At 63.4% G+C, this 26,310-nt stretch carries 25 protein-coding genes; 16 read left to right on the top strand and 9 right to left on the bottom strand.

Annotated features, from left to right (window positions below):
• Positions 1-86: 86 nt before the first annotated feature.
• Positions 87-1,706 (top strand): amidase family protein, encoded by a 1,620-nt coding sequence (locus AAF358_23045; protein ID MEM7708450.1) that lies wholly within the window; start codon positions 87-89, stop codon positions 1,704-1,706.
• Here the strand turns inward: AAF358_23045 and AAF358_23040 are convergent.
• The 3 genes from AAF358_23040 to AAF358_23030 all read right to left on the bottom strand — a co-directional run bounded on the left by AAF358_23040 (position 1,695) and on the right by AAF358_23030 (position 4,109).
• Positions 1,695-3,206, bottom strand: a complete 1,512-nt coding sequence (locus AAF358_23040) for a M56 family metallopeptidase (GenBank protein MEM7708449.1) — start codon at positions 3,204-3,206, stop codon at positions 1,695-1,697. The genes AAF358_23045 and AAF358_23040 overlap by 12 nt on opposite strands.
• Entirely contained in the window at positions 3,203-3,601 is a 399-nt protein-coding gene (locus AAF358_23035) for a BlaI/MecI/CopY family transcriptional regulator (GenBank protein ID MEM7708448.1), read from the bottom strand. The genes AAF358_23040 and AAF358_23035 overlap by 4 nt, the downstream gene beginning before the upstream one ends.
• 124 nt (positions 3,602-3,725) lie before the next feature.
• Entirely contained in the window at positions 3,726-4,109 is a 384-nt protein-coding gene (locus tag AAF358_23030; protein ID MEM7708447.1) for a helix-turn-helix transcriptional regulator, read from the bottom strand.
• 538 nt (positions 4,110-4,647) lie between these two features.
• On the opposite strand from AAF358_23030, the gene AAF358_23025 reads away from it, so the two are divergent.
• The 5 genes from AAF358_23025 (at position 4,648) to AAF358_23005 (ending at position 13,274) form a co-directional block, all read left to right on the top strand.
• The gene (locus tag AAF358_23025) at positions 4,648-7,398 is read left to right on the top strand and encodes a TonB-dependent receptor (protein MEM7708446.1); all 2,751 of its coding nucleotides are present in this window, start codon (positions 4,648-4,650) and stop codon (positions 7,396-7,398) included.
• Between the two features lie 128 nt (positions 7,399-7,526).
• On the top strand, positions 7,527-9,737 hold the full coding sequence (gene rnr, locus AAF358_23020; protein MEM7708445.1) for a ribonuclease R: 2,211 nt from the start codon (positions 7,527-7,529) through the stop codon (positions 9,735-9,737).
• A 2-nt stretch (positions 9,738-9,739) separates the two neighbouring features.
• A complete protein-coding gene (gene rlmB, locus AAF358_23015; GenBank protein MEM7708444.1) occupies positions 9,740-10,495 on the top strand; it encodes a 23S rRNA (guanosine(2251)-2'-O)-methyltransferase RlmB in 756 nt (251 codons plus the stop codon).
• Positions 10,496-10,645: 150 nt separating this feature from the next.
• Positions 10,646-10,852, top strand: coding sequence for a dodecin family protein (locus tag AAF358_23010; protein ID MEM7708443.1), 207 nt, complete (start codon positions 10,646-10,648; stop codon positions 10,850-10,852).
• Between the two features lie 112 nt (positions 10,853-10,964).
• Positions 10,965-13,274 (top strand): Ig-like domain-containing protein, encoded by a 2,310-nt coding sequence (locus tag AAF358_23005; GenBank protein MEM7708442.1) that lies wholly within the window; start codon positions 10,965-10,967, stop codon positions 13,272-13,274.
• Between the two features lie 33 nt (positions 13,275-13,307).
• On the opposite strand, the gene AAF358_23000 is transcribed toward AAF358_23005, so the two are convergent.
• Positions 13,308-13,688, bottom strand: a complete 381-nt coding sequence (locus tag AAF358_23000; GenBank protein MEM7708441.1) for a hypothetical protein — start codon at positions 13,686-13,688, stop codon at positions 13,308-13,310.
• A 45-nt stretch (positions 13,689-13,733) separates the two neighbouring features.
• Here AAF358_23000 and AAF358_22995 point away from each other — a divergent pair, with 45 nt between their 5' ends.
• On the top strand, positions 13,734-14,687 hold the full coding sequence (locus tag AAF358_22995; protein ID MEM7708440.1) for an alpha/beta fold hydrolase: 954 nt from the start codon (positions 13,734-13,736) through the stop codon (positions 14,685-14,687).
• Positions 14,688-14,702: 15 nt separating this feature from the next.
• On the opposite strand, the gene AAF358_22990 is transcribed toward AAF358_22995, so the two are convergent.
• Positions 14,703-15,683 carry a transcriptional regulator gene (locus AAF358_22990; protein ID MEM7708439.1) on the bottom strand — a complete coding sequence of 327 codons (981 nt, stop codon included), beginning with the start codon at positions 15,681-15,683 and terminating at the stop codon, positions 14,703-14,705.
• 81 nt (positions 15,684-15,764) lie between these two features.
• On the opposite strand from AAF358_22990, the gene AAF358_22985 reads away from it, so the two are divergent.
• Complete coding sequence (locus tag AAF358_22985) at positions 15,765-16,328, top strand: YceI family protein (protein MEM7708438.1); 564 nt, start codon at positions 15,765-15,767, stop codon at positions 16,326-16,328.
• Between the two features lie 235 nt (positions 16,329-16,563).
• Here the strand turns inward: AAF358_22985 and AAF358_22980 are convergent, their stop codons facing one another.
• Together AAF358_22980 and AAF358_22975 are read right to left on the bottom strand one after the other, a co-directional pair.
• Positions 16,564-16,959, bottom strand: coding sequence for a PspC domain-containing protein (locus AAF358_22980; protein MEM7708437.1), 396 nt, complete (start codon positions 16,957-16,959; stop codon positions 16,564-16,566).
• A complete protein-coding gene (locus AAF358_22975; GenBank protein MEM7708436.1) occupies positions 16,952-17,209 on the bottom strand; it encodes a hypothetical protein in 258 nt (85 codons plus the stop codon). Before AAF358_22975 ends, AAF358_22980 begins: the two co-directional genes overlap by 8 nt.
• Before the next feature lie 264 nt (positions 17,210-17,473).
• On the opposite strand from AAF358_22975, the gene AAF358_22970 reads away from it, so the two are divergent.
• The 6 genes from AAF358_22970 to AAF358_22945 all read left to right on the top strand — a co-directional run bounded on the left by AAF358_22970 (position 17,474) and on the right by AAF358_22945 (position 22,922).
• Positions 17,474-19,336: a DegV family protein gene (locus AAF358_22970; protein MEM7708435.1), complete on the top strand. Its 1,863-nt coding sequence runs from the start codon at positions 17,474-17,476 to the stop codon at positions 19,334-19,336.
• On the top strand, positions 19,333-19,980 hold the full coding sequence (gene plsY / locus AAF358_22965; GenBank protein ID MEM7708434.1) for a glycerol-3-phosphate 1-O-acyltransferase PlsY: 648 nt from the start codon (positions 19,333-19,335) through the stop codon (positions 19,978-19,980). The genes AAF358_22970 and plsY overlap by 4 nt, the downstream gene beginning before the upstream one ends.
• The gene (locus tag AAF358_22960) at positions 19,977-20,957 is read left to right on the top strand and encodes a biotin--[acetyl-CoA-carboxylase] ligase (GenBank protein ID MEM7708433.1); all 981 of its coding nucleotides are present in this window, start codon (positions 19,977-19,979) and stop codon (positions 20,955-20,957) included. Before plsY ends, AAF358_22960 begins: the two co-directional genes overlap by 4 nt.
• 31 nt (positions 20,958-20,988) lie before the next feature.
• Positions 20,989-21,753: a type III pantothenate kinase gene (locus tag AAF358_22955; protein ID MEM7708432.1), complete on the top strand. Its 765-nt coding sequence runs from the start codon at positions 20,989-20,991 to the stop codon at positions 21,751-21,753.
• On the top strand, positions 21,750-22,427 hold the full coding sequence (locus AAF358_22950) for an SPOR domain-containing protein (GenBank protein ID MEM7708431.1): 678 nt from the start codon (positions 21,750-21,752) through the stop codon (positions 22,425-22,427). Before AAF358_22955 ends, AAF358_22950 begins: the two co-directional genes overlap by 4 nt.
• Before the next feature lie 123 nt (positions 22,428-22,550).
• The gene (locus AAF358_22945) at positions 22,551-22,922 is read left to right on the top strand and encodes an FHA domain-containing protein (GenBank protein ID MEM7708430.1); all 372 of its coding nucleotides are present in this window, start codon (positions 22,551-22,553) and stop codon (positions 22,920-22,922) included.
• A gap of 21 nt (positions 22,923-22,943) precedes the next feature.
• On the opposite strand, the gene AAF358_22940 is transcribed toward AAF358_22945, so the two are convergent.
• Together AAF358_22940 and AAF358_22935 are read right to left on the bottom strand one after the other, a co-directional pair.
• Positions 22,944-23,543: a VTT domain-containing protein gene (locus AAF358_22940; GenBank protein MEM7708429.1), complete on the bottom strand. Its 600-nt coding sequence runs from the start codon at positions 23,541-23,543 to the stop codon at positions 22,944-22,946.
• 94 nt (positions 23,544-23,637) lie between these two features.
• On the bottom strand, positions 23,638-24,120 hold the full coding sequence (locus AAF358_22935) for a cupin domain-containing protein (protein MEM7708428.1): 483 nt from the start codon (positions 24,118-24,120) through the stop codon (positions 23,638-23,640).
• A gap of 211 nt (positions 24,121-24,331) precedes the next feature.
• Here AAF358_22935 and AAF358_22930 point away from each other — a divergent pair, with 211 nt between their 5' ends.
• Both AAF358_22930 and AAF358_22925 read left to right on the top strand, forming a co-directional pair.
• Positions 24,332-24,856 carry a sulfur transferase domain-containing protein gene (locus tag AAF358_22930; protein MEM7708427.1) on the top strand — a complete coding sequence of 175 codons (525 nt, stop codon included), beginning with the start codon at positions 24,332-24,334 and terminating at the stop codon, positions 24,854-24,856.
• A gap of 13 nt (positions 24,857-24,869) precedes the next feature.
• Positions 24,870-26,174, top strand: a complete 1,305-nt coding sequence (locus AAF358_22925; GenBank protein MEM7708426.1) for a replication-associated recombination protein A — start codon at positions 24,870-24,872, stop codon at positions 26,172-26,174.
• Positions 26,175-26,310 lie beyond the last annotated feature (136 nt).

The following is a 26,310-nucleotide window of genomic DNA, read 5'->3' as shown; positions in this document are numbered from 1 at the left end:
TTTCCCCAAATGATCCCGAAAATCTCGCGCGGGTGACGACCAGGCGCGATACCATAGCGACCTTTCTCTAAACATCAGGTTTTGTTGTGAAAATCCGAGCTGTTTTGACGAACTGGCGCGCGCTGCCGCTGGCCGCCCTTCTCATCCTAGCTGCCTGCGGCGGTGATTCCGGCGAAAGCGCCGGCGGTGCTGACGATGCGCTGCCGCCGCTGGCTTCCGCCGGCGAATTTCAGCGCAATGACGACATCACGGCCATGACCGCCACCGATCTACGTAGCGCCATGGTGGCGGAAGAGCTGTCGGCTGAAGCGGTAACGAGCGCTTTCCTGGAGCGGATTCAGCGGCTTGACCGCGCCGCTGACGGACCGAACGCCGTGATCGAAATCAATCCAGACGCGCTGGCTATCGCGCAGGGGCTGGATCAGGCGTTGGCGGCCGGAGGGGAGGCTGGCGATCTCCACGGCGTGCCGGTTTTGGTGAAGGCCAATATCGATACGGCGGACGCCATGGCTACCAGCGCCGGATCGCTGGCGCTGGCCGAACACCGGGCGGCGAACGACGCCCACGTGATAACGCTCCTAAGAAATGAGGGTGCAGTCATCCTCGGCAAGACCAATCTGAGCGAGTGGGCAAATTTCCGATCGACAGACTCCACCAGCGGCTGGAGTTCCCTTGGCGGTCTAACGCGCAATCCCTGGCGTCCGACCCACAACCCCTGCGGCTCCTCGAGCGGCTCCGGCGCGGCGGTCGCCATGCGCTTCGCCCCGCTGGCGTTGGGCACCGAAACCAACGGCTCGATCGTGTGCCCGGCTGGCGCCAACGGCGTGCTTGGCCTGAAGGGCACTATGGGGCGGGTCAGCCGGGCCGGCGTCATACCGATCGCGACGTCGATGGATATGGTCGGACCGATGGCGACGACAGCGGCCGACCTGGCGCTGCTGATGCGCGTAATCGTGGGTTCGGATCCGAACGATCGTTCCACCCTGATACGCTTCAAAAAGTACTCCATCCTCACGCCGGAGTTCAGCGGCCGCCTGAAAGATGCCCGAATCGGCGTTTGGCGTTCCTACCCTGGCGCCGGGACCAACGCTGAGGTTGACGCGCTGTTCAACAAGACCGTGGCTCAGCTGCAGGAGGCGGGCGCCGAGATTATTGACGACCTGGAAATCGAGCAGGGCGAGCTGGGCTCCCGGGCCTATCAGGTCATGCTTTACGAGTTTCGCGAGGGGATCAACAGCTATCTGGCCGGCGTGTCCGCGCCCGGCGCGCCGCGCAATCTCGAAGAGCTGATCGCTTATAACCAGGCTAACGCTGAACGGGTGATGCCCCATTTCGGCCAGGAAATCCTGGAGGCCGCGCAGGCCGTGACCTGGTCAAAGGTCGACTACGCCAAGGCGCTAACCGAGGTACGCCGGGACGCGAATCAGCAGCTCGAGGGCGCGCTGCAGCGGCACAATTTGACGCATCTGGTGAGCGTCACCAACGGCCCGGCCTGGACTACGGATCTGGAAAATGGCGACAGCTTCGGTATCGGTAGTTCGACCCTGCCGGCCATCACCGGCCATCCCCATCTCACGGTGCCGATGGGGCTAGTGGATGGCTTGCCGGTGGGATTGTCCGTGATGTCGTATCGTTCGAACGAATTCCGGGTGCTGCGGGTCGCGGCGGCCGTGGAGAAGCTGGCCGGGCCGGTTTCACCGCTCTGAATCGCGCTCCTTCGAAGCAGCAAGTTCGGCCTCGATTTCGGCGATTCGTGCCTGGAGCTGCTCCAGCTGCCGTGACAGCCGTTCCTGCTCCCTGAGCGCTGCCTGGTTGGCCCGGCGAGCCTCGTCTCGGGCCAGTCTGGCTTCCTCGCGGCTGGCTCGCATTTCTTCCTGGCGCGCACGGACCTCAGCCTGTGCCGCTCGCACCTGAGCCTTCTCGGCTTCCCTCATTTCCACGGCCCGGGCTCGCAACGTGGCTGCCTCGCTTCGCACCTCCGCGCGCTCAGCGGCTGCGGCCTCGCTCCTCCGGGCTGCCTCGGCGCGGCGCGCTTCGGCTTGCGCTTCCGGGGCGGGCGCTACGCTGGGGCGAGGCGCGGCGGCTGGGACGGACGCTGCCGTGGGCGCAGCAGTCGGAGCCGCAGCCGCCTGTGGTACTGGCGCGTCGGCCGCGACCGGCGTGGTGGGTGCCACCGGACTGCTGACGCTGTCGGGTGCCGGTGCTACCGCCGCTTCGGGGGCTGGCGCAGGTTCGGTTTGGGCAAAAGACAGCTGCCCGATCGCCAGCGGCAGGGCGATACCGGCTGCCAGGGTGAGTTTCAGTGAAAATCGCTGCATGGGAGTCTCCCGACAATAGAGTTGTTCGATACGTCGCCGCCACTGGTCGGTGCCGGCCATGGCCAGCACAGGGCTGACCGGGGTGTTTCGCAAAGGGCCGGCGGAATGGCTCACCGTGAGGGCCTTGAGCAATGTCCGTGCATACGCTGCGGTGTCGGTGAGTCCGGTAACCGCTGAGCGATCACACACGATCTCGGTCTCCTCCGCGAGCAGCCTCGAAAGCCGAGGCAGCAGCGGGTTGCACCAGTGAGCCGCCGCTGCAAGGCGCACGACCAGCAGCCACAGCCAGTCGCCGCGCGCCACGTGGGCGAGTTCGTGCGCTACGGCGTGCTCGGTGTCGTCCGCTGACATGTCTGGATGCTGGCGCCAGGTGTCTGGCAGCAATACCACCGGTTTTCGCCAGCCGAAACTTACCGGGCTGAGAACAGCGTTACTCCAACCGATCCAAACGCTGCGGTCGCCAACCGGCCGCAGCTGGTCGAACCGGGCTGCCCGACGGAACGTTCGGAGTGCGCGCAGCTGAAGCAGCAGCCGGACCCAGCCCACGACGGCGCCGATAAACCAGATCATCAGCAGCCAGGGTAGGGTCGAGCCAACCGTGACGATCGATTCGGCTGCGGGGCTGCTGGCCGGGACGGACTGGGAAGGAGTCAGGGGCTGACTTACATAGTCCGCGCCCGCCGATTGGGTTGTTGTGATCGTCAGGCTGAGGCCAGCGATCTCTCCCAGCAGCGCGAGGGCGGGCAGCGCAAGGAGCGTCACCATCAACCCCCGAAGCAGCCGGACACGGAGGGCCGGATTGCCACGGTAGGCGGCGGCAGCTGCGAGCCCAGTAAGCAGCAGGCCCTTGAGCAGCAGCACGAGCACCATCAAATCCAGGCCGCTCACGAGTTTTGCTTCCGGTGGCGTGACTCAAGTCGGTTCAGTAGCGCTTTAAGCTCGTCAATGTCGTCGCTGGTGATCTGCTGTTCCTCCAGCCCGAGCAGCGCGCTGGCGGCCTTTACCGGTGACCTGGCAAAAAACGTGTCAACCAGATGCTGGGTTGCCTGCAGCCGCGCCTGCGCGCGTGGTTCAACCGGTCGGTAGACGTACTGTTTGCCCTCGCTGTGAAAGGTCAGGAGATTGCGCTGGACCATCCGGGCGAGCAGCGCCCGGACGGTGGAATAGGACGGCGGGTTCGGCAGCGCGTCCAGCACGTCTCTGGCGCTCGCGTTTTCGAGCCGATGCAGCACATCCATGATCTGCCGCTCGCGTCGGGTAAGTTGGTGCGAATTTTTTAGCATGTGCTAAAAAATTAGCAGCATCCGTTCACGAAAGCAAGGGGCGATCGGAATCGCCCCGGATTGTTGTCCCGGAGGGTTAACGTAGCAGGGAGTGGGACTGGACCGGCCAGTCCCCTGACGTCGCTCAGCTGGTCAGCTTGCGTTGTGCCTCGCGCTTGCCCAGGCTTCGCACTGCCGCCAGCGCCTTGAGCTGTGCGGCTCGCGGCTTGGACTTTCCCTGTTCCCAGTTATAGATGGTGATCGGGTGGACGCCCACGAGGCGACCATAGTCTGCAGCGGTCAGGCCGAGCTTTTGGCGGTGCTTTTTAAGCCATGCCGGCGCAAACCGAATCTGCCTGGCCCCGTTCTCGGGTTCAGGCTCCGCCGGTTGTGGGGCTGATTTGGTCAGTCGCTGCAGCTGCCGCTGCAATGCTTTGTGCTCCCGTTTGAGCGCCGCGATGTCCCCTCGATAGCGCGCTACGGATTTTCTCAGCGATTCGGTTTCCTGGCGGATTTGGCGCCGGGCCACCCGTTCGATTTCTGCTTTAAGGGCCTTTTTTACATCCACTAGTGCTTGTAGTTCTTGTTGAAGTCATCGCAGGTTACTGAATTAGTTAGAAACTTTCCAACCGGAACATAGCCCGATGGTTTTTCGGACTAATGCCCCAGGTGTGGTTTCTTTTTTCCGCAGGATCCCGGCGATTCGATCACGCGAGGTTGCCGATAGTGATTTTGGCGTTGCGGAAAAGACCCGATTTTCGGCGGCCGCGACCCCGCCACGACGTGTTGGCGAAGAAACAGCACTACCTGACGACACGCGATTCAGCATTTCCGGCAACTGGATCGGAAATAACGCAACACTTTTCCGCACTCGCGGCAACACACGAGCGGGTGGCGTTCAAACCTCCCGACGGCACGCACGCAGCAGGACCCGCAACCGACCGATTGATATACGAAGATGTTCATACTAGTTTTTTCGTAACGTGCCCCAGCGGCGCCGCATACGTCTCAGGGGCGCGGCGCCCGCTGCGGGTGTTGACCACGAAAAAAGCAATGGGAGTTACTGTATGAGTGCCAACTCTACTGATCCACGTCGCTGGATCCGGTTGCCGCTGGCTGCGGCTATTTCCCTGACCCTCGCGCTAGACGCCGGGGCACAGGTTGAGGGTGACAACGCGGCGGATACCGCCGAACTCGATGATCTAACCGTCACTGGCTCGCGCCTGAAGCGCAGCGACATCGAAGGACCCACCCCCGTTCTCGTGCTCGAGCGTGCCGAGTTTGAGGACATGGGTTATCGAACGGTCCAGGACGTACTGGACAGCCTGACCCAGAACACGGGCGGCAGCCTGTCCCAGCAATTTGTTTTCGGATTCACGCCGGGCGCGTCGGGCGTCAACCTGCGGGGCTTCGGCACCGGTCGAACGCTGATCCTGGTGGACGGCCGGCGTCTGCCGGTCTACCCGCTGGGCCTGGGGGGAACCACCCAGTTCTACGACACCGCCTCCATCCCGACCGCGATCATTCAGCGGATTGAGGTACTCACCGACGGCGCGTCGGCGATCTACGGTTCAGACGCCATCGGCGGCGTGATCAACATTATTACGCGGCGCGAGTTCGACGGCATCTCCACCCGGCTGCGCACCGGCGACACGGATGCTGGCGGCTACCAGACCCGCCAGGCCGAGCTGGTTGCGGGTAAGGCGTTCGACGACACGTCGGTGTACTTCACGCTGCAGTACGACGACAACGAGGAGCTGATGTCGAGCCAGCGCGATTTTGCTGCGTCAGACATCGCCGATCCGCTGGGCCGGGGTGTTTTCTCGACCTTTGGCGCCAACATCGTTGAGCTGGTGCCTGGTGGCGGTATCGGCATCACGCCCGACCCGAACTGCGGCACGGCGGCCGGCGCCATTGGGACCGAGGGCATTCCGCCCGGTTCGCCGGGTGGCGGGCAGCTGTTCGGTCAGGACACCTGTGGCTTCAACCGCACCCAGTTCAGGCAGCTGTTTCCGCAGAATCGGCGGACCACGTTCGCCGGGCGCGTGGAGCACTCCTTAAGCGAAAACCTGTCGGCATTTGCCGAAGTTCGCTGGAACCGCGGCGATACGTTTGTGCAGATCGAACCGTTTGCCTATTCCGGGACCGCGCTTTTTGGCGGCGCGTCCGCCACCCCGGTTTCGCCGAACAACGGCGGTCTGATCACCGGGCCCAACGGCGGACCGGCGGTCTACATCCGGCGGCTGTTTGAGTACGGACCTCGGACCACCGACATCGAAACGCAGACTTTCGGCGGGCTGTTTGGACTCAGCGGCACCTTGGGTGACGGCTGGGACTGGGAGGCCGGCTACTCCATCAACAAGCAGGACTTCTTCTCGCAGCGCGGTGGATCGATCATCCTATCGGCCTTCGAGGCGCAGGTGGACGCAGGGCTCGACCTATTCCAGCCAATTCCGGACAGCGTGGTGGCCTCTACATCCTTCCGACCCTTCACGGACGCTGAGTCCACGAACCGGTTTGCCGACTTCCAGATTTCCGGCTACCTGCCGTGGGAGATGCCCGCGGGGCCGGTGGCTGTCGCCGGCGTGTTTGAGTGGGAAGACCAGGAGTTCTTCGACAATCGCGATCCGATCACCCTGTCGGGGGATGCGTCGGACGGCGGGTCCGCGGGCGGCGGCCAGCGCGATCGTCTCGCGGTTGGTGCCGAGATCTCTCTGCCGCTTTTCTCTCAGCTGACGCTCGACCTGGCTGGTCGTTTCGATGACTACGACGACGCCTCCGAAACGGGCAGCGCGTCCACCGGCAAGGCGGCACTACAGTATCGGCCGCTGGATAACCTGCTGCTGCGTGCCAGCTACGGGACAACCTTCCGCGCCCCCGATTTGCAGCGCCTGTTCGGTTCCACCACCCGGGCCTTCACCAGCGTGGTGGACTCGCCGCTGTGCGTTGCCGCCGGTGGTGATCCCAACGCACCGGGTGGCTTGGATCCCAACAACTCGAGCGACCCCTGTGACATCGTGCAGAGCGTTCAGATCCAGATCGGTGCCAACACGGCCCTGGAAGAAGAAGAGGGTGAAAGTATCAACATCGGCGTGGTGTGGGAGCCGCTCGACGCGCTCTCCTTTACCGTCGATTACTACGACGTGGAGCTGGAGAACATCATCGCAGCGCCCTCCGGCCAGTTCATCCTCAACCAGTGTGCAGGCCTAAGTACGGGTACGCCGGACGCCAGCTTCTGTTCGCTGATTACCCGGGATGCGGTCGGTACGCTCCAGGGCGGGAACATCTCGGCACAGGCGCTCAACCTGTCGACCCAGTCGATCCGGGGCATCGACGCCACCGCGCGTTACGACCTGGATACCAACGACTGGGGTCTGTTCGCCTTCCAGTGGGAAACCACGTACGTCGATTCTCTCAAGACCCAGTTTGCCGACGGGCAGCCGGAAGTGGAGAACCTGTCGCTGGCATCGCTGCCGGAATTTCGCCACAACCTGACCGTCAACTGGAACTACGAGGAGTTTGGCGCGACGATTCGCGCGGCTTACGTAGACGAGCTGCCGGGCATCAACGCCTTCTCAGATCCGGAAACGGGCAGCGTTCCTAGCGGCCAGTTTGTCGACGACTACCTGACGGTCAACGGCTCGTTCCGCTACGACTGGGGTGAGATCGGCCAGTTCCAGCTGGGCATCAACAACATGTTCGACGAGGATCCGCCGACCGATCCGACCAACGCCAACTGGCCGTGGTTTATCAACGCCGGTGGCTACTACAACAGCTTCGGCCGCGAGTGGTATCTGCAGTGGGAGAAGCGCTGGTAGCCGTCGATCACGGGTAACCAAAGGGGCCGCGGCAATTGCCGCGGCCTTTTCGTTTCTGAAGCTCGACACCCGATACAACCGAGGCCGCGAGCTGGTGCTTCGGTTGACGGACCCGTAAGATGCCGGCCATGGCACCCCGCCAAAAAACTTCGAAAACCTCAAAGCCCCGATTTGTTGACCCCCGGGCAGCGGAAGAAAAGCGACGCTACGAAAACCCCATCGCCAGCCGGGCGGCAATCCTGCTGCTGCTGGAGCAGCGCGGTGAGCTGATGAAGCGCAGCCATATCGCTGAGGCGCTCGACATCACCGACGAAGCGGCGCAGGAGGCTTTGCGCCGGCGCCTGCGCGCGATGGTTCGGGACGGCGAGCTGATCCAGAACCGCCGCGGCGGCTACGGCGTGGCGCAGAAGCTGGACCTGAAGGCCGGTCGCGTCATCGGCCACCCTGACGGCTTCGGTTTCCTCGCGCTGGATGAAGGCGGCGACGACTGGTATCTCTCACCGCGTCATATGCGGGGCGTTCTTCACGGTGACCGCGTGCTGGCCCGAATCCAGGGGCTGGACCGGCGCAACCGCGTGGAGGGTGCAATCGTCAGCGTTCTGGAGCGCGCCAATAGTCATCTCGTCGGCCGCTTTTACCGCGAGTCGGGCGTGGCGTTTGTCACGGCCGATGAAAAACGGATCAACCAGGACATTCTGATTCCGCCTGACGCCACCGGCGAGGCGAAATCCGGGGACTTTGTTTACCTGGAAATCACCGAACAGCCCGATCGACGTCACCAGGCGGTGGGCCGCGTAGTGGAGGTTCTCGGGCGCAGCATCAACGCGCCCATGGCCGTTGAGGTGGCCATTCGCAGTCACGACATTCCGTACGAGTGGCCGAAGGAAGTGCTGGCCGCCGCAATCCCCGACCACGTCAGCAAAGCCGACCGGGCCGGGCGCAAAGACCTTCGCGAGCTGCCGCTGGTGACGATCGATGGCTTCGACGCCAAAGACTTTGACGATGCCGTCTACTGTCGCCAGAAGCCGCGCGGCGGCTGGTCTTTGACGGTAGCTATCGCCGACGTCTCGCACTACGTAAAGCCTGGCACCGCGCTCGACCGAGAGGCGTCCCATCGCAGCACCTCGGTGTACTTCCCCAATCGGGTGATCCCGATGCTGCCGGAGGAGCTGTCCAACGTGATCTGCTCGCTGCGGCCGAAGGTCGACCGGCTTTGTGTGGTGTGCGAAATGCAGGTCAGCGCGGATGGCAAGGTGACCCGGAGCCGGTTTTTCCGCGCCGTGATGCACTCCCACGCCCGTTTGACCTACCAGGAAGCCTGGGCGTTTCTGGATGAGCAGGGGGACGCGCCGCAGCTGGAAGGCCCGGTGGCTGAGTCGCTGACGGCGCTGCACGAGGTTTATCGAGCGTTTCGTAGCCAGCGCGGCAAGCGCGGCGCCATCGATTTCCGTGGTCGGGAGGTGTACTTCAAGTTTAATGATGACGGCGAGGTCGCCAACATTGAGCCAAGCACCCGCAACGACGCGCACAAGATTATTGAGGAGTGCATGATTGCCGCCAACGTGGAGGCGGCGCGCACTCTGGACCGAGCTGAGCTGCCGGCCGCTTTTCGCGTGCATCCGCCGCCTCAGGAGCGCAAGCTTGAGGAGCTGCGCGGCGCGCTCGGGGAGCTGGCGATCAAGCTGCCGCCAGCTGAACGCCTGCGTCCCAAACACCTGTCTGACATTTTGCGAAAAGCCAGCGGCAGACCCGAGCGCTCGCTGATCGAGTCTCTGGTTCTTCGGTCACAGTCGCTGGCTGTTTATCTCCCGAAAAACGGCGGTCACTTTGGCCTGGCGCTGAAGGCGTATGCCCACTTCACCTCGCCGATTCGCCGCTATCCCGATCTGTTGGTCCATCGGGCGCTGGTCGCCCTGGCGGAGCGCAGCGCGCGGCCAGACCCCGACGATGTCGATCAGCAAACCGCCCTGGCGCGGCGGTGCGAACACGCCAGCATGGCCGAGCGCCGCGCCGAGGATGCCTCCCGAGACGTCGACGAGCGGCTGAAGTGCGCCTACATGCTGTCTCACCTGGGTGACGTGTTTACCGGGCTGGTGACCGGCGTGCGGGAGTTCGGCCTGTTTGTCGAGCTCGACGGACTCGGGGTGTCCGGTCTGGCGCACGTCACCACACTGCCGAATGACTACTACCACTTCGATCCGCTGAGCCACACCCTCACGGGCGATAAGCGCCGCATGAGCTATCGCCTGGGAGACAAGGTGACGGTGCAGGTACTGCGGGTGGATACCGACGATCGCCAGGTGGATTTTAAGATCCACGTTGCCGACGATAAAGACTGAGCATGGCGCCGGGTGGTGACCAGAAAATTCTGGGGATCAATGCGGTCCGCAGCGCGCTGAGCAACGACCCTGCCAACGTCACGCTGCTCGAGCTGTCCGGCGAACGGGGCGACAAACGGGCTAGAGAGCTGGAGACGCTGGCCCGCAACGTCGGCGTAGCGGTTTCTCGTGTCGGCCGGCGGGAGCTCGATCAGCATGGCCGCGGTCATCAGGGTGCGGTGGCCCACTACCGGGGTGCGGAGCCGCTCACCGAGGCGGCTTTGCTCACGGTGCTCGCAGAGCTTGAGAATCCCCTGGTCCTGCTGTTGGATCATCTGGAGGACCCGCGAAACTTCGGCGCCTGCCTGCGCAGCGCGGCGGCCGCAGAGGCGGACGCGGTGATCTACCCGAAAGACCGTGCGGTGGGCCTGACGCCGGCCGCGCGCAAGACCGCGGCCGGCGGCGCTGACTTGTTGCGCCTGGCGCAGGTGGTGAACCTCAACCGCACCGTCGACGCGCTCAAGGACCAGGGGCTCTGGGTGGTGGGAACCGCGGCGGATGCCCCACAGACGTTGTATGAGATTGATCTGCGCGGTCCCACCGTTCTGGTGCTCGGGAGCGAAGGCAAAGGGATGAAGCGGCTGCTGCGCGAGCGCTGTGATCATCTGGCGCGGATACCGATCAGTCCGCAAATGGAAAGTCTGAATGTCTCCGTGGCGGCGGCTCTGATGCTGTTCGAAGCGCGCCGGCAGCGCGACTCAGCCGGCCCGAGCCGCTAGCGCCGCCGCGTCTGCACCGCGATCCGTAACGCGGTAAGGTGTCAGAAAGACTCTCGAGCTTCGCGCTGGAGAGGTCCTGGCTGACCTAGGAACATGACCGCCCGGATCCGGGGCCAAAAGGTTTTAACTCATCCAACGAAGGAGACGTCTATGTCTGTTGCAAAAGTCACTGAAATTATCGCCTCGTCTGACAAGAGCTTTGAAGATGCTGTTGCCAAGGGCTGCAAACGAGCCGCCAAGACGCTGAAAAACGTCAAAGGCGCTTGGGTGGACGGTCAGAAGGTCACCCTCGACGCCAAGGGCAAAATCACCGAGTACCGGGTCAATCTCAAGGTGACTTTTGTGCTCAAAGACTGACTTTTTTCTGGCACCTGTCAACAAACGTCACCGGGTCTCTTGTGGCGGTTTTTTAATGTGCTAACGTGCGGCCAGGAGAGCTCAAAACGAGCGGTGGATGGAACAACAATCGATGAAAGCGAAACTGACCTTGCTGCTGGCCGCCCTCAGCTTTGCGGCCGGCGCTGCGGCCCAGGAAGCCTCCGATCCGCAGGTGCGGCTGACGGGGAGCGACGGCAATGCCCGAGTTTCTTACACCGGCGACTACCAGCGTCTGGGTATCGGCATCGACGACGACGGCGACCTGCAGGGTGAGTACCTGCATGTGTTCGGCGAAGACGAAAACTCCAACTGGATCGGCGAGCTGTGGGTCAGCGATGAGCGCGGTGGCCTGAAGCTCAATTATCACTGGCTCACCGGCGCGGATTCGCTTGAGCAGGCGGCTCGCCAGCAGAGCAGCGCCCGGGTCGCCAAGACCTTTGTCGCTCTCGATCAAAACGAATTTGACGACCGCAAAGTTTCGCTTGGCCTCGGCTGGGAGGGCCCCGATCTGTTCTGGGGTGCGTACGTGATGAAAGCGATCACCGGCCGGCGGCTGGTTGACCGGCTGGTGGATACGCAGCTGACGCAGCTCAGCGGTGTTGTTGGCAACCAGCAGTTTGTCCAGGATCAGTTCAACGACACCATCACAACCATCTACGAACGCGCCTACGATCATGGCGGTGGCCTTCGCATCGGGCGCTATTTTGACGACCAGCTGATCCGGCTTCGAGGCGGCGTTGATTTTGAGCAGGGCAGGGACGGTGCTGAGCAGCTGTCGGCGACCGTGGGCGTTGAGAAGTTTTTCTCCGGCACACCGCACTCGCTCGCGCTGACAGCGGAGTACCTCGACCGGTCGGGCGACTTTGTCACCGACAACAGCGACACCCGCGCGGTGCTCTTCTACCGCTATGCGTTCGGCCAGCGCCATCGCCCGAGCTACAAGGCGGCCCGCGACACGCTGGAGCGGCGCGTCGAAACCCGCACCGAGCCCCAGCCGGCGGTTACCGAGAAACGCCTGGTCAGGAACGAGGCGACCCTCAACGAGGCGGTCCTCTTCGATCTCGACCGGTCCCAGCTGAGGGGCGCGGCCGAAGACAGTCTGAACAGCGTGCTGGCAACGCTCAGTGCCGCCAACATCGTTGGCAAAATCACCGTCTCTGGCCACACGTGTGACCTGGCGCCCGCCGAATACAACGACGCCCTGTCCCAGCGGCGGGCGGATTCGGTTGCCACCTACCTGACCGGCAACGGTGTGGATCTCGACCAGCTTGTGGTGCGCGCGCTCGGTGAAAGCGACCCTGCGGTACCCAACACGTCAGAAGATAACCGCAAGCTCAACCGACGTGTTGAGATCGAGTTTGTCACCCTCGAGGAGCGCACCGAAGATGTGGTGATAACCCCGGCAGTCGCCGGCGGCACGGACGTGCGCTGGGAGCGCGAAGAAATCGACGATCCGGCCTGGCTGGAACGGGCGCTCAAGAACCCGATTGCGCACAAGCGCGAGGTCGATACCTACCGTTATGCTGAGGTGGACAACGAGCAACGCCTCGGGCCCCAGGTGATCGTCAACACGTTCCCGAGTGCGCAGGATGACGCCGTCACCATCGATCAGGATCAGTCCGTGTCGATCGATGTGCTCGGCAATGACAGCGATCCGGATGGCGACGCACTGACCCTGGTTTCCGTGACGGCGCCGGCCAACGGCTCCGCCACCATCAGCGGTGATCAGGTGCTGTATACGCCCAACCCGGGCTTTTTTGGCACCGACACGTTCAGCTATGTCGCCAGCGATGCCGGCGGGGAAGCCTCGGCCAACGTGACGGTTACCGTACTGGAGCTACCGCCGATCACGGCAGTTGACGACCAGACGACAACGCTTCGCACGCAGCCCGTCACGGTGGACGTGCTGAGCAACGACGTGGGTGATTCACTCAACATCGTGTCGTTTACCGCTCCCGCCAACGGCGAGGTCACGCAGCAGGGCGCTCAGCTGGTCTACGCGCCGGAACGCAGTTTTGTCGGCTCCGACAACTTCAGCTACACGGTCCAGGACGAACGCGGCCAGCAGGCGGAAGCGCTGGTGACGGTGATCGTCGATGCGTTTAATACCTTGCCGGTGGCGCAGGATGACACCGCGGTAACACGAAAAAATACGGCGGTCACCATCGACGTGCTGGCCAACGATTCCGACCCGGATGGCGATCCGCTCACCATCGTGGCGGTGGATACCAAGACCCCGTTCGGCACCGCGGCCATCACCGCCGATCAGCAGATCCTTTATACCCCGATGTCCGGCTGGTGGGGTGGTGATGAGTTCACCTACACCGTTGAAGACGGCTTTGGCGGCACCGCCACGGCGACCGTCACGCTGACGGTGACGTCCCAAAACTGGGGCCGGTAAGCCATGGGGGCGCGCGGCGGTTCGCCGCCCGCTCTAGACCGCCGGCGGCCGCTGACGTCGCCCTTCGCCCGTGCCGCCGGCCTGGACAACGCTTGCCGCACGTCGGGTTTGCGGGCCCTGGAAGAACATCACCGGGGTGAGTGGGCGGAGCCCCAGCGTGACGTTGAGGCCGGTCCGAATAACCGACAGCAGGACGCTGAACGACCAGCGGAACAGCTGCGCCGCGGCCGCGAAAAACCGCTGGGGAGCTAGCAGGGCCCACGCTGCACCCGGCATCAGGCAACACCATAACCAGGCGGGCCCGATCAGCTGCTCCAGAGCCTGGCCCCAGGGACTCACCTGCCAAAGTACCAATGCGGCTGCGGTCCAGAAAAGCAGTATGCGGCTGACGTCCGCGCGTATAATTGAAGCCATGATTTCAGGCCCTCCAAACGTCTTTGCTGCTCGCTATCCTGACCGATGAAGTTCTCATTTCTTGAGAAAAGCCGGTTTTGGATTCTGACCGCTACGCTGGTCGCCCTGGGGGCGGTCTGGTTCGGTGCGCCGGGCACGGTTTACCGCATGTTTATTGCAACGGAGCGCCAGCTCGCGGGGTTGACCCCGGTAGCCCAGACCATCGGCGACGAGCGTTGGGTCTTCCTGCGCAGCGACCCGGTTGAGGAGCCCCGGCCGGTGCTGCTGCTGCTGCACGGTTTTGGTGCGGATAAAGACAACTTCAATCGACTGGCCCGGCACCTGAAGGACACCGCCGAGCTGGTGGTCCCCGACCTGCCCGGGTTTGGGATGAGCAGTTCGGCCCTGGACAACCGCTACACGGCTACCGCCCAGGCTGAGCGGGTGCTGGCGTTTATGGATGAACAGGGCCACCAGCAGTTTCACGTCGGCGGAAACTCGATGGGCGGCTATATTGCGCTCGCGATGGCGCGGCTGGCGCCCGAGCGGATTCAGTCGCTGTGGCTGCTGGCGCCAGGCGGGGTGGTAACGCCACCGTTGAGCCCGTTTGTTCAGGCGATTGTTGACGGCGAGCCCAACGTACTGATCCCGGCCAGCGAAGCCGACTTTGAGTACATGCTGGACTTTATTTTTGAGGTCAAACCCTTTCTCCCCGGCCCGGTGCGGTCTTACCTGGCGGAGAACACGGTGGCCCGGCAGTCGCGTATGGAGACGATCTTCGAGGGCCTCAAACTGTCCGATCCAGCCGAGGCGCTCGCTGAAGGTCTCGCGCAGCCCACGCTGATCGTGTGGGGCGAGCAAGATCGGGTCCTGGATCCCTCCGGAGCCGTCACGCTGTCCCGGCTGCTGCCGCAGTCCAGAGTCAGCTACCTGTCAGGCGTTGGGCATCTGCCCCAGCTTGAGGCGCCGCGGGAGGTTGCGGATGACTACCGGCAGTGGCTGGCGGCAACGCTGCGTTAGGAGACTCCGCCGGTGCTACGACGCTGACTCATACTGGCTGAGCGTCTCTCGCGCCAGCTTTGCGACCCGCTCTCGCAGCTCGGGCGGCGACTTCACCTCAACCTCCGGGCCGTAGCGAAGAATGTCCATCGCCAGCTCAGCCGTTTGGCCGAAGGGCAGCGTGAGCTCGTAGCGCCCGTCGTCCAGCCAGCGGCCCTCCTGCCGCGAATGCCACTGCTCGTCGGCTACCCAGCGGGCGATGCGCGCCGAAAAACGCAGCACCGCTGAGCCGCTGGCCGGTCCCGAAAAGATGCCGTAGGCGCTCGCGTAATGCTGGTTCAGCTCGATGTCCGGAATCTCGATGGCTTCCGCGTCGGTGGGTGTGGCCACCACTATTTTCTCCAGCGCGAAGCTGCGGAGGCCTTCGCGCAGATGGCACCAGCTGTCCAGGTACCAGTTGTGCCGATAGCTGGTTAGACGCTGGGGTGAGACCTCCCGTTGGGTGGTCTCAGCGGTCCCGCGCGACTGATAGGTGATCTGCAGCCGGCGGCGATTGACCAGGGCGTCCAGCGCCGGGCGAAACTGCTCGCCCGAAAGCAGCCGGCTGGCCTGGTGAATGATGCGGATTCGATTGCTTTGGGTGGCGACGTTGACACCCTGCGAGTCGAGCAGCTTTTCGATTCGCGATTGCAGGGTGGCCAAGGCGGTGTCCATCAGGCCCGGCTGCACGCCGGCAAGCAGCTCGCGGGCCGACATCAGTGCCCGCAGTTCGTCGGAGCTTATCCATACGCCGGGAAGCTCGAAGGGCCGCACGCCCGGATGTTGATCGTAATAGTAACCTCGGCCGTCGGGGTCGGTTTCGATCGGCGCGCCGAGATGGTCGCGCAGATCGTTGATCAGGCGATAGAGCGTCGCCTGAGAACAGCCCAGCTCGGCCATCAGCGCTTGCCGGGTAATGGGGGTGCGGCGCTGACTTAGCAGGTTGTGGAGATGGTAAAGGCGCTCGGTCTTGCTCATTGGTTGCGCTGACGTATGATCATGGCCCTGGAGTTTACGCGGCGCGACGCGCCGCCCGAAGCAATTGGGACCACTAGTTTGATGAAACGGTTATTCCTGGCGCTGCCGCTGCTCTTCAGCGGGAGCCTGCTCGCAGCGGATTGGGAAGTGGACGGGACGGCCTCTTCCCTAAGCTTTGTTTCCACCAAAAATGTCGACGTGGCGGAATCGCACCAGTTTACGCGTGTGTCCGGCTCGCTGCAGGGAGACGGTAGCTTTGTGCTGGAGATCGATCTCAAAAGCCTGGATACCAAAATCCCGATTCGTAATGATCGCATCCACGAACACCTGCTCGACGACGCTGCGGCGGCGAGCGTCACCGGCAAGGTGGATCCCATGCTGCTGGGGGATATTGGCGTCGGCGAAAGTCAGCAGCTGGATCTGTCCGCTGAACTCAACCTGCTTGGCACCAGCACGCCGCTCGCGACCAAGGTGAGCGTGACCGCGGCCGAAGGTTCGCTACAGGTTGTCAGCATCGAGCCGGTGCTGCTGAATATGCGGGTCCTGGGGCTGGGCAACGGCCTCGAGAAGCTGCGCGAAATCGCTGGCCTGACGTCCATTTCGGTTGCCGTCCCGGTCTCATTCAACGTCTTGCTGCGCCGCTAGTGGGTTGTGACCTCTAGTGTCCTGTTTGAGCTGAAATACAACGAATTTTTCAAACAGGACACTGACCGGTTCGGGCGTCATATAAGCCGGATCGGACCTGCGGAGTGTTGGGGGCACTGAGAACGAAGAGAGGGATTCTCAGCTCAGGTACCGATCCGGCTGCCTGTCTCTATAGACCGCTGACGCGGGATTTGGTTGCACTAGCCACGGCGGCGCAGGCGGAGGCGTCAACGCGTCAGGCCTGGTAGTCCTGCCAGTAGGTATCGCGGCGTTCGCTGCTGCGGCGACGTCCGTCGGTCGTATGGCCATCACTTTTCTGATCAAAAAAGCGCTTAAGGCCCTGGCTGACCGCCTCAAAGAGTGTGTCGAGCTGACCGGCCCAGCGGCGCATTTTTTGTTGAGCCCCCGGTCGGGTCTCGTTCATCAGCATCGCCAGGGCAAAGTAGCCAAGGATTGTCAGCAGCGACATGATCAGCAGACTCACCAGCACAACGGCGCGGACCGCCCACAGCTCCCAACCGGTGCGGCGCGCGACGTTGGCGCAAACGCCAAAGACCCAGCCTTCGCCCGGGCCGCCGCCGAGTACCCGCTTCACCTTGTCGAAACCGTCGCTGTTGTGAGAGCTATTCACCGCTGATTGTGTCCTTTTGGCAAAGATTCAAACCTAAAGGATCTCGCGCCTCCTCGAAGGCGCCAAGTGCCGTAAGTCCCGCGCACTCGCCCTCGCTGGCGTAAACGTGTCCTAGCTGCAGCGAGGCCCAGGCCAGCGATAGCGCCAGCAAGCTTTCAACCGCCAGTCGTTTGATCCCTGATCCATGCAACAACATTTCCGGCTCCCTTGAGTGGTCGTTCAGCCAGATACCAATCAATTTACGTGCCAAGACAGCAGGTCCAGGAAAAACAGGGGGTTAGCCAGGGTCGGCAAGGAAAAACCCTTGGCGCAAGCGGTTTTGCGGTGAGGCGCGCCTGCAAGTTGGCCAACTGTTGGTGAGACTCGCCGGTAGCGAGGGAGCATTCCGTTCTCCGTGAACCGCGGGACTCTCTCGTCGCGTCCAATAAGGTGGTTGCAGCAGCGGACACCGGACCAAGCCGGGTCCTCGAAGCGGGTGGTTTCCGAGCCGGGCAGCGCTGCTAAAATACCGGCCATGACAGCTCCGGACACGGTTTCGGCCACCGATCAGGTTGATGGCGCCTGGATGCGCTGCGCCCTCATCGCGGGTATTCATCGGCTGATCTCCAATCGAGATCACATCAATCGCATCAACGTCTTTCCGGTGGCGGACAGCGATACGGGCACCAACATGGCGCTGACGATGCACGCGGTCCTGACCGGCGCCACCCGGCAGGTTCAGCACCACCTCGGTCTCTTTATGGAGGAGGTGGCCGACCACGCCCTGGACGGCGCTCGGGGAAACTCAGGCGCGATCTTTGCCCAATACTGGCAGGGGTTCGCGGAAGGCGTTGCGGGGCAGGAACACGTGGACATGCAGCGATTTGCCCTGGCTGCGCAGCAGGGTGCAAGCAGCGCGCAGGTTGCCATCGCTGAACCTCGTGAAGGCACGCTGCTGACGGTTCTGACCGATCACGCCCGCTCTTTGCAGCAGGCGATTGCCGACGGTGCCGCCGATTTTCGCGAGTTGCTGGAGGAGGCACTCGCCAGCGCCCGTCGCTCGCTCGCTAACACCCCCAATCAGCTGGACGTACTCGCGGCGGCGGGCGTGGTGGACGCCGGAGCACAGGGGTTCGTTGATCTGCTTGAAGGTATGCAGGACTACGCAGAAACCGGCGAGATCACCTCCGTGCTGCCGGTGGGCCTGAAGTTCGAGGAAGGCCCGGTGCCGAACATGGTGCACGGCGTAGATGCTGAGCACCGCTACTGCACCGAGTGCATGCTGACCGCCGACGCGCTGGACAAGCGGCGGCTTCGCGAAGCGCTGGCAGATCTTGATTCATCGTCGCTGGTGCTCGCGGGCACCCGCAGCAAAATGCGTATCCACATCCACACCAACGAGCCGCAGGATGTGTGGGGTGTCTGCGAGCGATTCGGTGACATCAGCCGCGAAAAGGTCGACGACATGTACACCCAGTACGAGTCGGTGCGCAGCGGCAAGCGGCTGGCCATTCTGGCCGACACCGGGGCGGACATCCCCGATGAGCTGCTGGAGAAACACAACCTTCATCTGGTGCCGCTGCGCGTGACGATCGATGACCACCAGTACATCGACAAAGTGTCCTTTGACGCCGCGGATTTCTATCAGCGGGTGGCGACCGCAAGCAGTCACCCGACCACCTCGCAGCCGCCGCCCAGCGACTACCGCCGGCAGTATGAGTTTCTGGATTCCCACTTCAAACAGACGGTGTGTATCAGCATTTCAGCGGCCCTGAGTGGAACCTGGCAGGCCGCTGACAGCGCTGCAAAAAGGGTCAGCGCCGAGCGGATCACCGCCTGGGACTCGCGCCAGGTAAGCGCCAGCCAGGGGCTGCTGGCCGTGTTTGCCGCCGAGTGTGCTGAGGCGGGTTACACCAGTGAGCAAACCGTCGAGATGCTGGAGTTTATGAAGGGTCGCAGCCGCTCCTTTGCGATTGTTCGTGACCTGAGCTTTGCGGTGCGCGGAGGGCGCGTGCCGCCCTGGGTGAAGAGCGCCGCCGACTTCCTCCGGCTGACCACCGTCCTTGGGACCCGTCCCGAGGGTATCGTTGGCCCGGTCGGCGCAATCTTTAGCCGCCGCCGGGCCGTCGCCGGCTTTGCCCGCTGGCTGAAGCGACGCCTAGCCACAACCCAAACCTATCGCCTGATCGTGGCCCACTGCGCCGCGCCCGAAGATAGTCGCGAGCTGTCCGACCTCCTCGCCGGTGAGTTTCCCGACAGCAGCGTGTGGGAGGCCGAAGCGGGGGCGGCGCTTGGAGCGCACGCCGGGCCCGGCTGCGTGATCGTCGGCATCCAGGAATATCTGACGCCCAAACAGGTCGCCGATCGCCGCGCCCAGCCCTCGCCGGAGGGTCCGTGACCATCACCGCTCTGGCGGGGCTCACCCTGCTTATCATCGCGGCCTATCTGCTGGGCTCACTGTCAGGCTCCCTGCTGCTTGGCCGCGTCTACCGGCTTGATATAAGACAATCCGGCAGCGGCAATGCGGGCGGCACCAACGCGCTGCGAGCCCGGGGCTGGCGCTTTGCGCTGCCGGTTGTGATGATCGACGTTGGGAAAGGCGCAGTGGCCACCGGCCTGATGCCCCTGCTGTGGCCGCTGCCCCTGCCGCCGATCGACGCCGTGGCCGCCGCCTGTGGCGTGGCCGCGATCCTGGGTCACGTGTTTCCCGTCTTTTTCGGCTTTCGCGGTGGAAAGGGCGCCGCGACCTTTGTTGGCGGGCTGTTGGGTATGCTGCCGCTGGTCGCGCTCGGGCTGATGGTGTTGTGGCTGCTGTGCCTCACGCTGACCGGTTTTGTCGGCCTGTCCACCATCTGTGCTTCGCTAGGCGCGGTGCTGCTGTCGCTGTGGCTTGCGCCAGAGCCGTCAATGCCTTGGGCTTTTGTGTTCTGCGTCCTGGCTGCGATGACGGTGGTCCTCGCGCATCACAGCAACGTCCGGCGGCTGTTTGCCGGTACCGAGCCGCGGATGCCCAAGGCAATGGTTTTTCGGCGATGGCAATGAGCGCCAATCAGCAGCGCCTGATCGGTCTGCTGGCCGATGGAGAGCTGCATTCGGGGGAGACTCTTGGCGAAACGCTCGGAATCAGCCGGGCTGCGGTCTGGAAGGCGATTCAGAAGCTCCCTGACTATGGGCTTAGCGTCCAGCAGCGCGCCGGCAGCGGCTACTGGCTTGCGGCGCCAATGGAGCTCCTCGAAGAGAACCGGATCCGCGCAGGCCTGGGCGAGACGGCCGGCGAGCGGCTGGCACTGGAGGTGGTGCCGAGCTGTGACTCCACCAACGCTGTCCTGAGGTCGGCCGAACTGCCCGCGGCGCCACGCTATCGAGCGCTGCTGAGTGAGCATCAGGGCGCCGGCCGGGGTCGGCATGGCCGCGTCTGGCGATCGAGTTTTGGCGAGGGTGTCTATCTGTCGTTGGGGCAGGAGCTGGGTGGCGGGCTTGAGCGGCTTGCGTCGTTGAGTTTGGTGATCGGCATCGGCGCCTGTCGCGCACTGACCCAGCTGGGAATCGAGGGCGTCGGGCTTAAATGGCCCAACGACCTCTGGGCGGACGGCCAAAAGCTTGGCGGGATCCTGCTGGAGGCTGATGGCGAGATCGCCGGCAGCTGCCGCTGGGTCGCCGGCCTCGGTCTCAACTGGCATCTGCAGGGTGAGGTCAGCATCGATCAGGCCTGGACCGATCTCCAGCGCCTGAGTCCGGGGGATCCGCCGAGTCGCAACGCGCTGTGCGGTCGGCTACTGGATCAGCTGATTGAGGTATGCGATCAGTTTCGCGAGGAGGGGTTTGCGCCGTTCAGCGGCGAGTGGCAGGACCTGGACGTCCTTGCGGGCAAGACGGTTACGGTCACCGTGGGTAACCGCAGCTTCGACGGCATCGCCGCCGGTCTATCGCCGAGCGGTGAGCTCAACGTTGAGGTGGGCGAGGATACGCTCCGGGTCGCGAGCGGCGAAGTTTCAGTCAGGCCTTCCGCAGCCGGATGATGCGGCGTGAGACCGATGGCGGCATGCCGAGATGAGCGGCGGCAAAGATCTATTGATCGACCTGGGCAACACGCGGCTCAAGTGGACGCGGGCGGGTTCGGAGGGCCTGGAACCGTCGCGCGAGCTTGACTGCAACCAGCCCCTGGCGCCCGCGCTGGCTCGCGCCTGGGACCCGCTGGAGACACCCCGCCGAATCGCCGTCGTCAGCGTCGGTGCCCGGCCGGTTCTGGAGGCCCTCGCCGAGTGGATCCGCAGTCGCTGGCCCTGCCCGCTTCGGCAGGCCGAGTCGGCCGCGACGGCGCAGGTGCAAACCCCTATGGGCGAAGCACCCAGGGCGCTGATCAATTCTTACGCCGACCCGCAGCAGATGGGCGCCGATCGCTGGATTGCCATGCTCGGTGCGGCAAGCGTTTGCTGCCGTGCGTTTGCCGTCATCGACGCAGGCACCGCGCTGACCGTTGATGTGGTCGGTGATGACGGCCAGCATCGGGGTGGCTGGATTCTGCCGGGACGGGCGCTGATGCATCAATCGCTGAGCCGGGGAACCGCGGCGGTGCGCCCGGACCTGATTGATTCAGACGCAGCGTTCGGTCAGGATACGCGCACTTGCGTGGCCGGTGGTGTCAGCGCCGCTGTACTCGGCGCTCTCCAGCTGCTGGATCGGCAGCTTCCCCCCGACTGTCAGCTCCTGGTTTGCGGCGGTGACGGCGGGTGGCTGAGCCAGCACCTCCCGCGCGCGCGGTACGAGGCTGACCTGGTATTGCAGGGACTGAACATGTGGTTGCAAAGCTCGTGAAAAACGTCAGCGACCGAACCTGGCTATGGATGTTGCGGGGCGTGTTTTTTGTGCTGCTGCTCGCCAACCTCGGTTACTACGCTTTCAGCACAACCCAAACCCGTCGTGGACCGGTCGCGTTGCCGCCGCTGCCGCCCGGTGTGGCGGAACTCAAGCTTATCGCCGAGCGGGAAGCTGAGATGTTGGTGACCGACGGGGATCTGGGCGGTAATCTCTCCAGCGAGTGTTTTTCGCTGGGACCCTTCACGAATCAGTCCGATCTGCGCCGGGCCGCTCAGGCCATGAGTCCCTACGTGGGCGCCAGCCGGCAGCGCCAGGATCAGCGGCTGGTCGATCGAGGTTTCTGGGTCTATCTGCCCGCCGTGGCAACCCGGGAAGAGGCCATCAATCAAGCGCGCTCGCTATCTGAAGCGGGGCTCAACGACTATTACGTGGTCACGGGCGGCGACCGCGAAAATACAGTCTCGCTGGGTTTGTTTCGGGAACAAAACAACGCGATGCGCCGCCAGCGTTCGCTTCAGGCGCTGGGGTTTGAGGCGGAGATCGCCCGTCGGCAGGAGGAAGCGGTCGTTTACTGGTTCGACTATCGACGAGCCGGGGATGAGGCGCCTTGGAAAGAAGTATTGGCGTCACTCAATAGCGTCGGGCAAAAACCAATACCCTGTTTTCGCTAAATCTCCCGGCTGTTTACGGCGAAAAAACCGAGTGTAAATGATCGTGACGTATTGCAGCACTGCGTTGCGAATGTTGCGCTGATCGGGTCTGATGTCGGCTACCAGATTGTGGAACGACAACTGATGGATCAAGCCCGTTGGTTTCTGAGCCGCGTCGGCAGTGACAGCGCGAGGGTCAGCATCGAACAAATGCCGTTTATGGTCGGCCGCGACGCCGGCTGTCATCTGCAGCTGCAGTCGCAGCGAGCCTCACGCATGCACGCTCAGCTCAGCCCCAGTACCGTTCCCAACTGTCTGTTTCTCCAAGACCACGAAAGCGCCAACGGGACCTACGTCAACGGCGTTCGTTTTGTGGAGCCGGTACCCGTGGGCCACGGCGACCTGATTCGTTTTGCGGACGAGGACTGGACGCTTGAAGTGGTCGACTCGCCTTCAGCGACCCCCACGGTTCGAAACCTCAACTTATCTGAAGTCGCCGACAACCTGTCCGACTAGCGATGGCCTCCGCCGCAGCGCTCAGGTTGACGCGTTGGTGCGGCGGCGCCAGATCAGACCCATCACCACCAGCCCGATCAGAGCCAGCAGCGGCGCAAGCACCTGGGGATCGAGCAGCAGCCCAAACCCCGACGCCTCCTCCAGATCCAGCAGCGAGCTCATCTGGCTTCCCACCCGGGTAACCAGGAGCGCAATAGGCACCGTTCCTACGACGGTAGTGATCAGGTAGCGGGCCCAGGGAACGCCCGCCACGGCGAGGCCGACATTCAGCAGCGCAAACGGAAAAAGCGGAATCATTCTGACTAGCAGCAGTCCGAGTACGCCCTGCCGATGAACGAACAAGCTCATCTCGCCCATCCGGGCTGAACCCGCACGCCGAGTGACGAAGCGGCCCAGCGGCCCGCGCGCCATGGGATAGACCAGCGCGGCCGCCAGGCCAGCGCCGACGAGCGCGAGACCGGCGGCAGGCAGATTGCCGAACAGAAAACCACCCAGCAACAGCATGGCAAGCCCACCCGGCAGTCCTGCCAGCATGACGCCGGCGTAAAGCGATATGTACGCCAGCGCCGCCAGCAGCGGCTGCTGCTGGGCCAGCGACTGCAGCTGTTCAATCCACTCCAATGTCTTGCTCCCGCCCCATTCACGTAAGCTACCGGATCTAGGTTAGCCGGGTCTTGGTGAAGCCGATGTCGCGCTCAGCGGCGCTGAGGGCCAGCTACTTCTTCCGCCCCGCCACCGGTTCCTCAATCTCGGTGATATCCACCAGATTCCAAGGTAGCGGATGGTTGCGAAAGAGCCGCTTGCCCTTCCTGGGATAGTCCGCAACGTCGTGGGCAAAGCGGTGCCCGGCCACAATACACTTAAGGACAGTGTCGCCCGTATTTTTCAGCGAATGGGCCTCCCCACCCGTGCGATAGCCTACGAAATCTCCCGCCCTGACGGTGAACGTCTCGTCGCCAACGGTGGCCTGCGCTTCCCCCGCCAGGACATAGAGACATTCTTCTTCGTGGTAGTGAACGTGGGTTTCCGTCGACTCAAAGCCAGGCTGCACCTCAATGATGTGAAACCCGAGCTGCTTAAGGCCGGTCAGGTCTCCCAGCGATTTGTTGACCCGGCGGGCGGAATCGTTCAGAAAATGGGTTTTGGCAAAGCCTTCCATCCGTTCGATTTCATCGGCGGTCACAAGATATCTGTCCATTACTTTTCCTTTGGCACCAGCAAGCGCCACTACCCTACGCGAGGGCCGACAGCCCGCCCAGCCCCAGAATCGGCGCGCCCCGGTTGCGATTTGTCATGGCTGTGCCAAAGCGACGTCGCGCGCTCAGCGTCGTTTAGCCTGCTGCGGCTGGGCAACAGCACCAAACGATTCTGGTAAATTCACGGGATCAACATCGGCTGAGAATCGGAAAATGCAAAAGTCCCTTATGATCGTGCTCCTGTTGGCGCTAACCAACCTTGCCGCGGCGCCCGCGGAAGAGGTTCGGGGGCCGGTCAGCTTCGGTGATTTGACCGGCGTGATGGTGCTGGACAACCTCTACATCGCGGGCCAGCCGTCGTCCGAAGCGCTGGCCGCTGCCCGAGCACAGGGCATCGATGTGGTGATCAATCTTCGCACCAGCGGCGAAATGCGCTTCGACGAGCAAGCGACCGCGGAAAGTTATGGCCTGTCGTATCACCAGGTGCCCATTGCGGGCGCCGACGGTTTCAGCGCAGACCTGCTCGCGCAGATCCATTCGCTGGTATCGGCGGCTGGCGATCAGAAAGTACTCGTACATTGCGCGAGCGGCAATCGAGCCGGCGGCTGGTTGGCACACTATCTGGCTGACCAGCAAAACATCGAAATCGATGACGCGTTTGCGGCGGGTCGGCAAGCCGGTCTGCGCAGTCAGAAAATCGAAGCAAACCTCCGTCAGCAGCTAGGGCAGCAGCCCTGAGGCCAAACGCCTGATGGCCGATTTGTTTGAACCGGTGGACACCGACGCGGCGCCGCCGACGCCGCTGGCCGAGCAGCTGCGGCCCGCTAATCTGTCGGAGGTGGTCGGTCAGGATCACCTGCTGGGTGAGGGAGCGCCGCTGGCGCGGATGGCCGCTGAAGGGCGCATACCGTCGCTCATCCTCTGGGGGCCACCGGGGGTGGGCAAAACCACGCTCGCCAGGCTCCTGGCGGAACGTGCGGTGCTACATTTTGAGGCGCTGTCGGCGGTGTTTTCGGGCGTGGCAGATTTGCGCAAGGTCTTTGCCGCCGCCAAAACGCGGCGCGAGACCGGTCGCGGGACGCTGATTTTTGTAGACGAAATCCACCGCTTCAATCGCAGTCAGCAGGACAGCTTCCTCCCCTTTGTCGAAAGCGGCGTTATCACGCTGATCGGCGCCACTACCGAGAACCCCTCGTTCGAGCTAAACGGCGCGCTCCTGTCACGAGCTCAGGTTTTTGTGCTCCATAGGCTGGATGACGCTGCGCTGGAAAGCCTGCTCCTGCGCGCTGAGCAAACCGCGGGCCGACTGCTGCCCGTGACCGATGAAGCGCGGACGGCGCTGCGGGCCATGGCTGACGGGGACGGCCGTTACCTGCTCAATCTCGCCGAAGAGCTCCTGGCACTGCCTAAGGGGACCCAGCTAGATCAGTCGGCGCTCGGCGGCCTGCTGCAGAAACGCGCGCCGGCGTACGACAAAAATCGAGACGAGCACTACAACCTGATCTCGGCGCTCCATAAATCGGTTCGCGGCTCGGATCCCGATGCGGCGCTGTATTGGTTTGCCAGGATGCTGGCCGGCGGCGAAGACCCGCTCTATCTGGGACGCCGGCTGGTCCGCATGGCCAGCGAAGATATCGGTTTGGCTGATCCGCTGTCGCTGATGATCGCAAACGAAGCGGTTCAGACCTACCGTCTGCTCGGTTCTCCTGAAGGTGAGCTGGCGCTGGCTCACGCCGTCGTGCATCTGGCAACGGCACCCAAGTCCAACGCCGTTTATCAAGCGTTTGGCGAGGCCATGAAAAGCGCCCGCAAGACCGGGTCTCTGGCGCCACCGGCGCACATCCTGAACGCGCCCACGACCCTGATGAAAGAGCAGGGCTACGGGGCGGGCTACCAGTATGATCACGACAGCCCCGACACTTTTTCCGGCCAAAACTTCTTTCCGGATGGGCTCGACCGCCCGGTGTTCTACAACCCCAAGGGAATCGGGCGGGAAAAAGACATCCGCACGCGGCTCGAGCGATGGCGGCAGCTGCGGAAAGATCGGGGACACTAGTGTCCTGTTTGGCAAGTTCGTTGCGTTTCAGAGCCCCGTTGGGCGCCAAGAACAAGGCGCATCGCGCCGGCAATGGCCGTAGCCCTTGGCAAGCGATGCAACGCGGTTATTGGTGCCCAAGGGGGCTCCCTTCGGG

It is taken from the genome of Pseudomonadota bacterium (genome assembly GCA_039033415.1).
GTDB lineage: Bacteria > Pseudomonadota > Gammaproteobacteria > Xanthomonadales > SZUA-38 > JANQOZ01.
Note: the sequence above shows the minus strand (reverse complement) of the source record. Positions and strands in the feature narration are given on the sequence as shown.

Coding starts and splice junctions, on each gene's coding strand:
- AAF358_22935 (MEM7708428.1), bottom strand. CDS start 24,120: ATGGACAGATATCTTGTGACCGCCGATGAAATCGAACGGATGGAAGGC.
- rnr (MEM7708445.1), top strand. CDS start 7,527: ATGGCACCCCGCCAAAAAACTTCGAAAACCTCAAAGCCCCGATTTGTT.
- AAF358_23025 (MEM7708446.1), top strand. CDS start 4,648: ATGAGTGCCAACTCTACTGATCCACGTCGCTGGATCCGGTTGCCGCTG.
- AAF358_22945 (MEM7708430.1), top strand. CDS start 22,551: ATGGATCAAGCCCGTTGGTTTCTGAGCCGCGTCGGCAGTGACAGCGCG.
- AAF358_22990 (MEM7708439.1), bottom strand. CDS start 15,683: ATGAGCAAGACCGAGCGCCTTTACCATCTCCACAACCTGCTAAGTCAG.
- AAF358_22995 (MEM7708440.1), top strand. CDS start 13,734: ATGAAGTTCTCATTTCTTGAGAAAAGCCGGTTTTGGATTCTGACCGCT.
- AAF358_22985 (MEM7708438.1), top strand. CDS start 15,765: ATGAAACGGTTATTCCTGGCGCTGCCGCTGCTCTTCAGCGGGAGCCTG.
- AAF358_22960 (MEM7708433.1), top strand. CDS start 19,977: ATGAGCGCCAATCAGCAGCGCCTGATCGGTCTGCTGGCCGATGGAGAG.
- AAF358_23035 (MEM7708448.1), bottom strand. CDS start 3,601: ATGCTAAAAAATTCGCACCAACTTACCCGACGCGAGCGGCAGATCATG.
- AAF358_23005 (MEM7708442.1), top strand. CDS start 10,965: ATGAAAGCGAAACTGACCTTGCTGCTGGCCGCCCTCAGCTTTGCGGCC.
- AAF358_22955 (MEM7708432.1), top strand. CDS start 20,989: ATGAGCGGCGGCAAAGATCTATTGATCGACCTGGGCAACACGCGGCTC.
- AAF358_23000 (MEM7708441.1), bottom strand. CDS start 13,688: ATGGCTTCAATTATACGCGCGGACGTCAGCCGCATACTGCTTTTCTGG.
- AAF358_23010 (MEM7708443.1), top strand. CDS start 10,646: ATGTCTGTTGCAAAAGTCACTGAAATTATCGCCTCGTCTGACAAGAGC.
- AAF358_22970 (MEM7708435.1), top strand. CDS start 17,474: ATGACAGCTCCGGACACGGTTTCGGCCACCGATCAGGTTGATGGCGCC.
- rlmB (MEM7708444.1), top strand. CDS start 9,740: ATGGCGCCGGGTGGTGACCAGAAAATTCTGGGGATCAATGCGGTCCGC.
- AAF358_22925 (MEM7708426.1), top strand. CDS start 24,870: ATGGCCGATTTGTTTGAACCGGTGGACACCGACGCGGCGCCGCCGACG.
- AAF358_22930 (MEM7708427.1), top strand. CDS start 24,332: ATGCAAAAGTCCCTTATGATCGTGCTCCTGTTGGCGCTAACCAACCTT.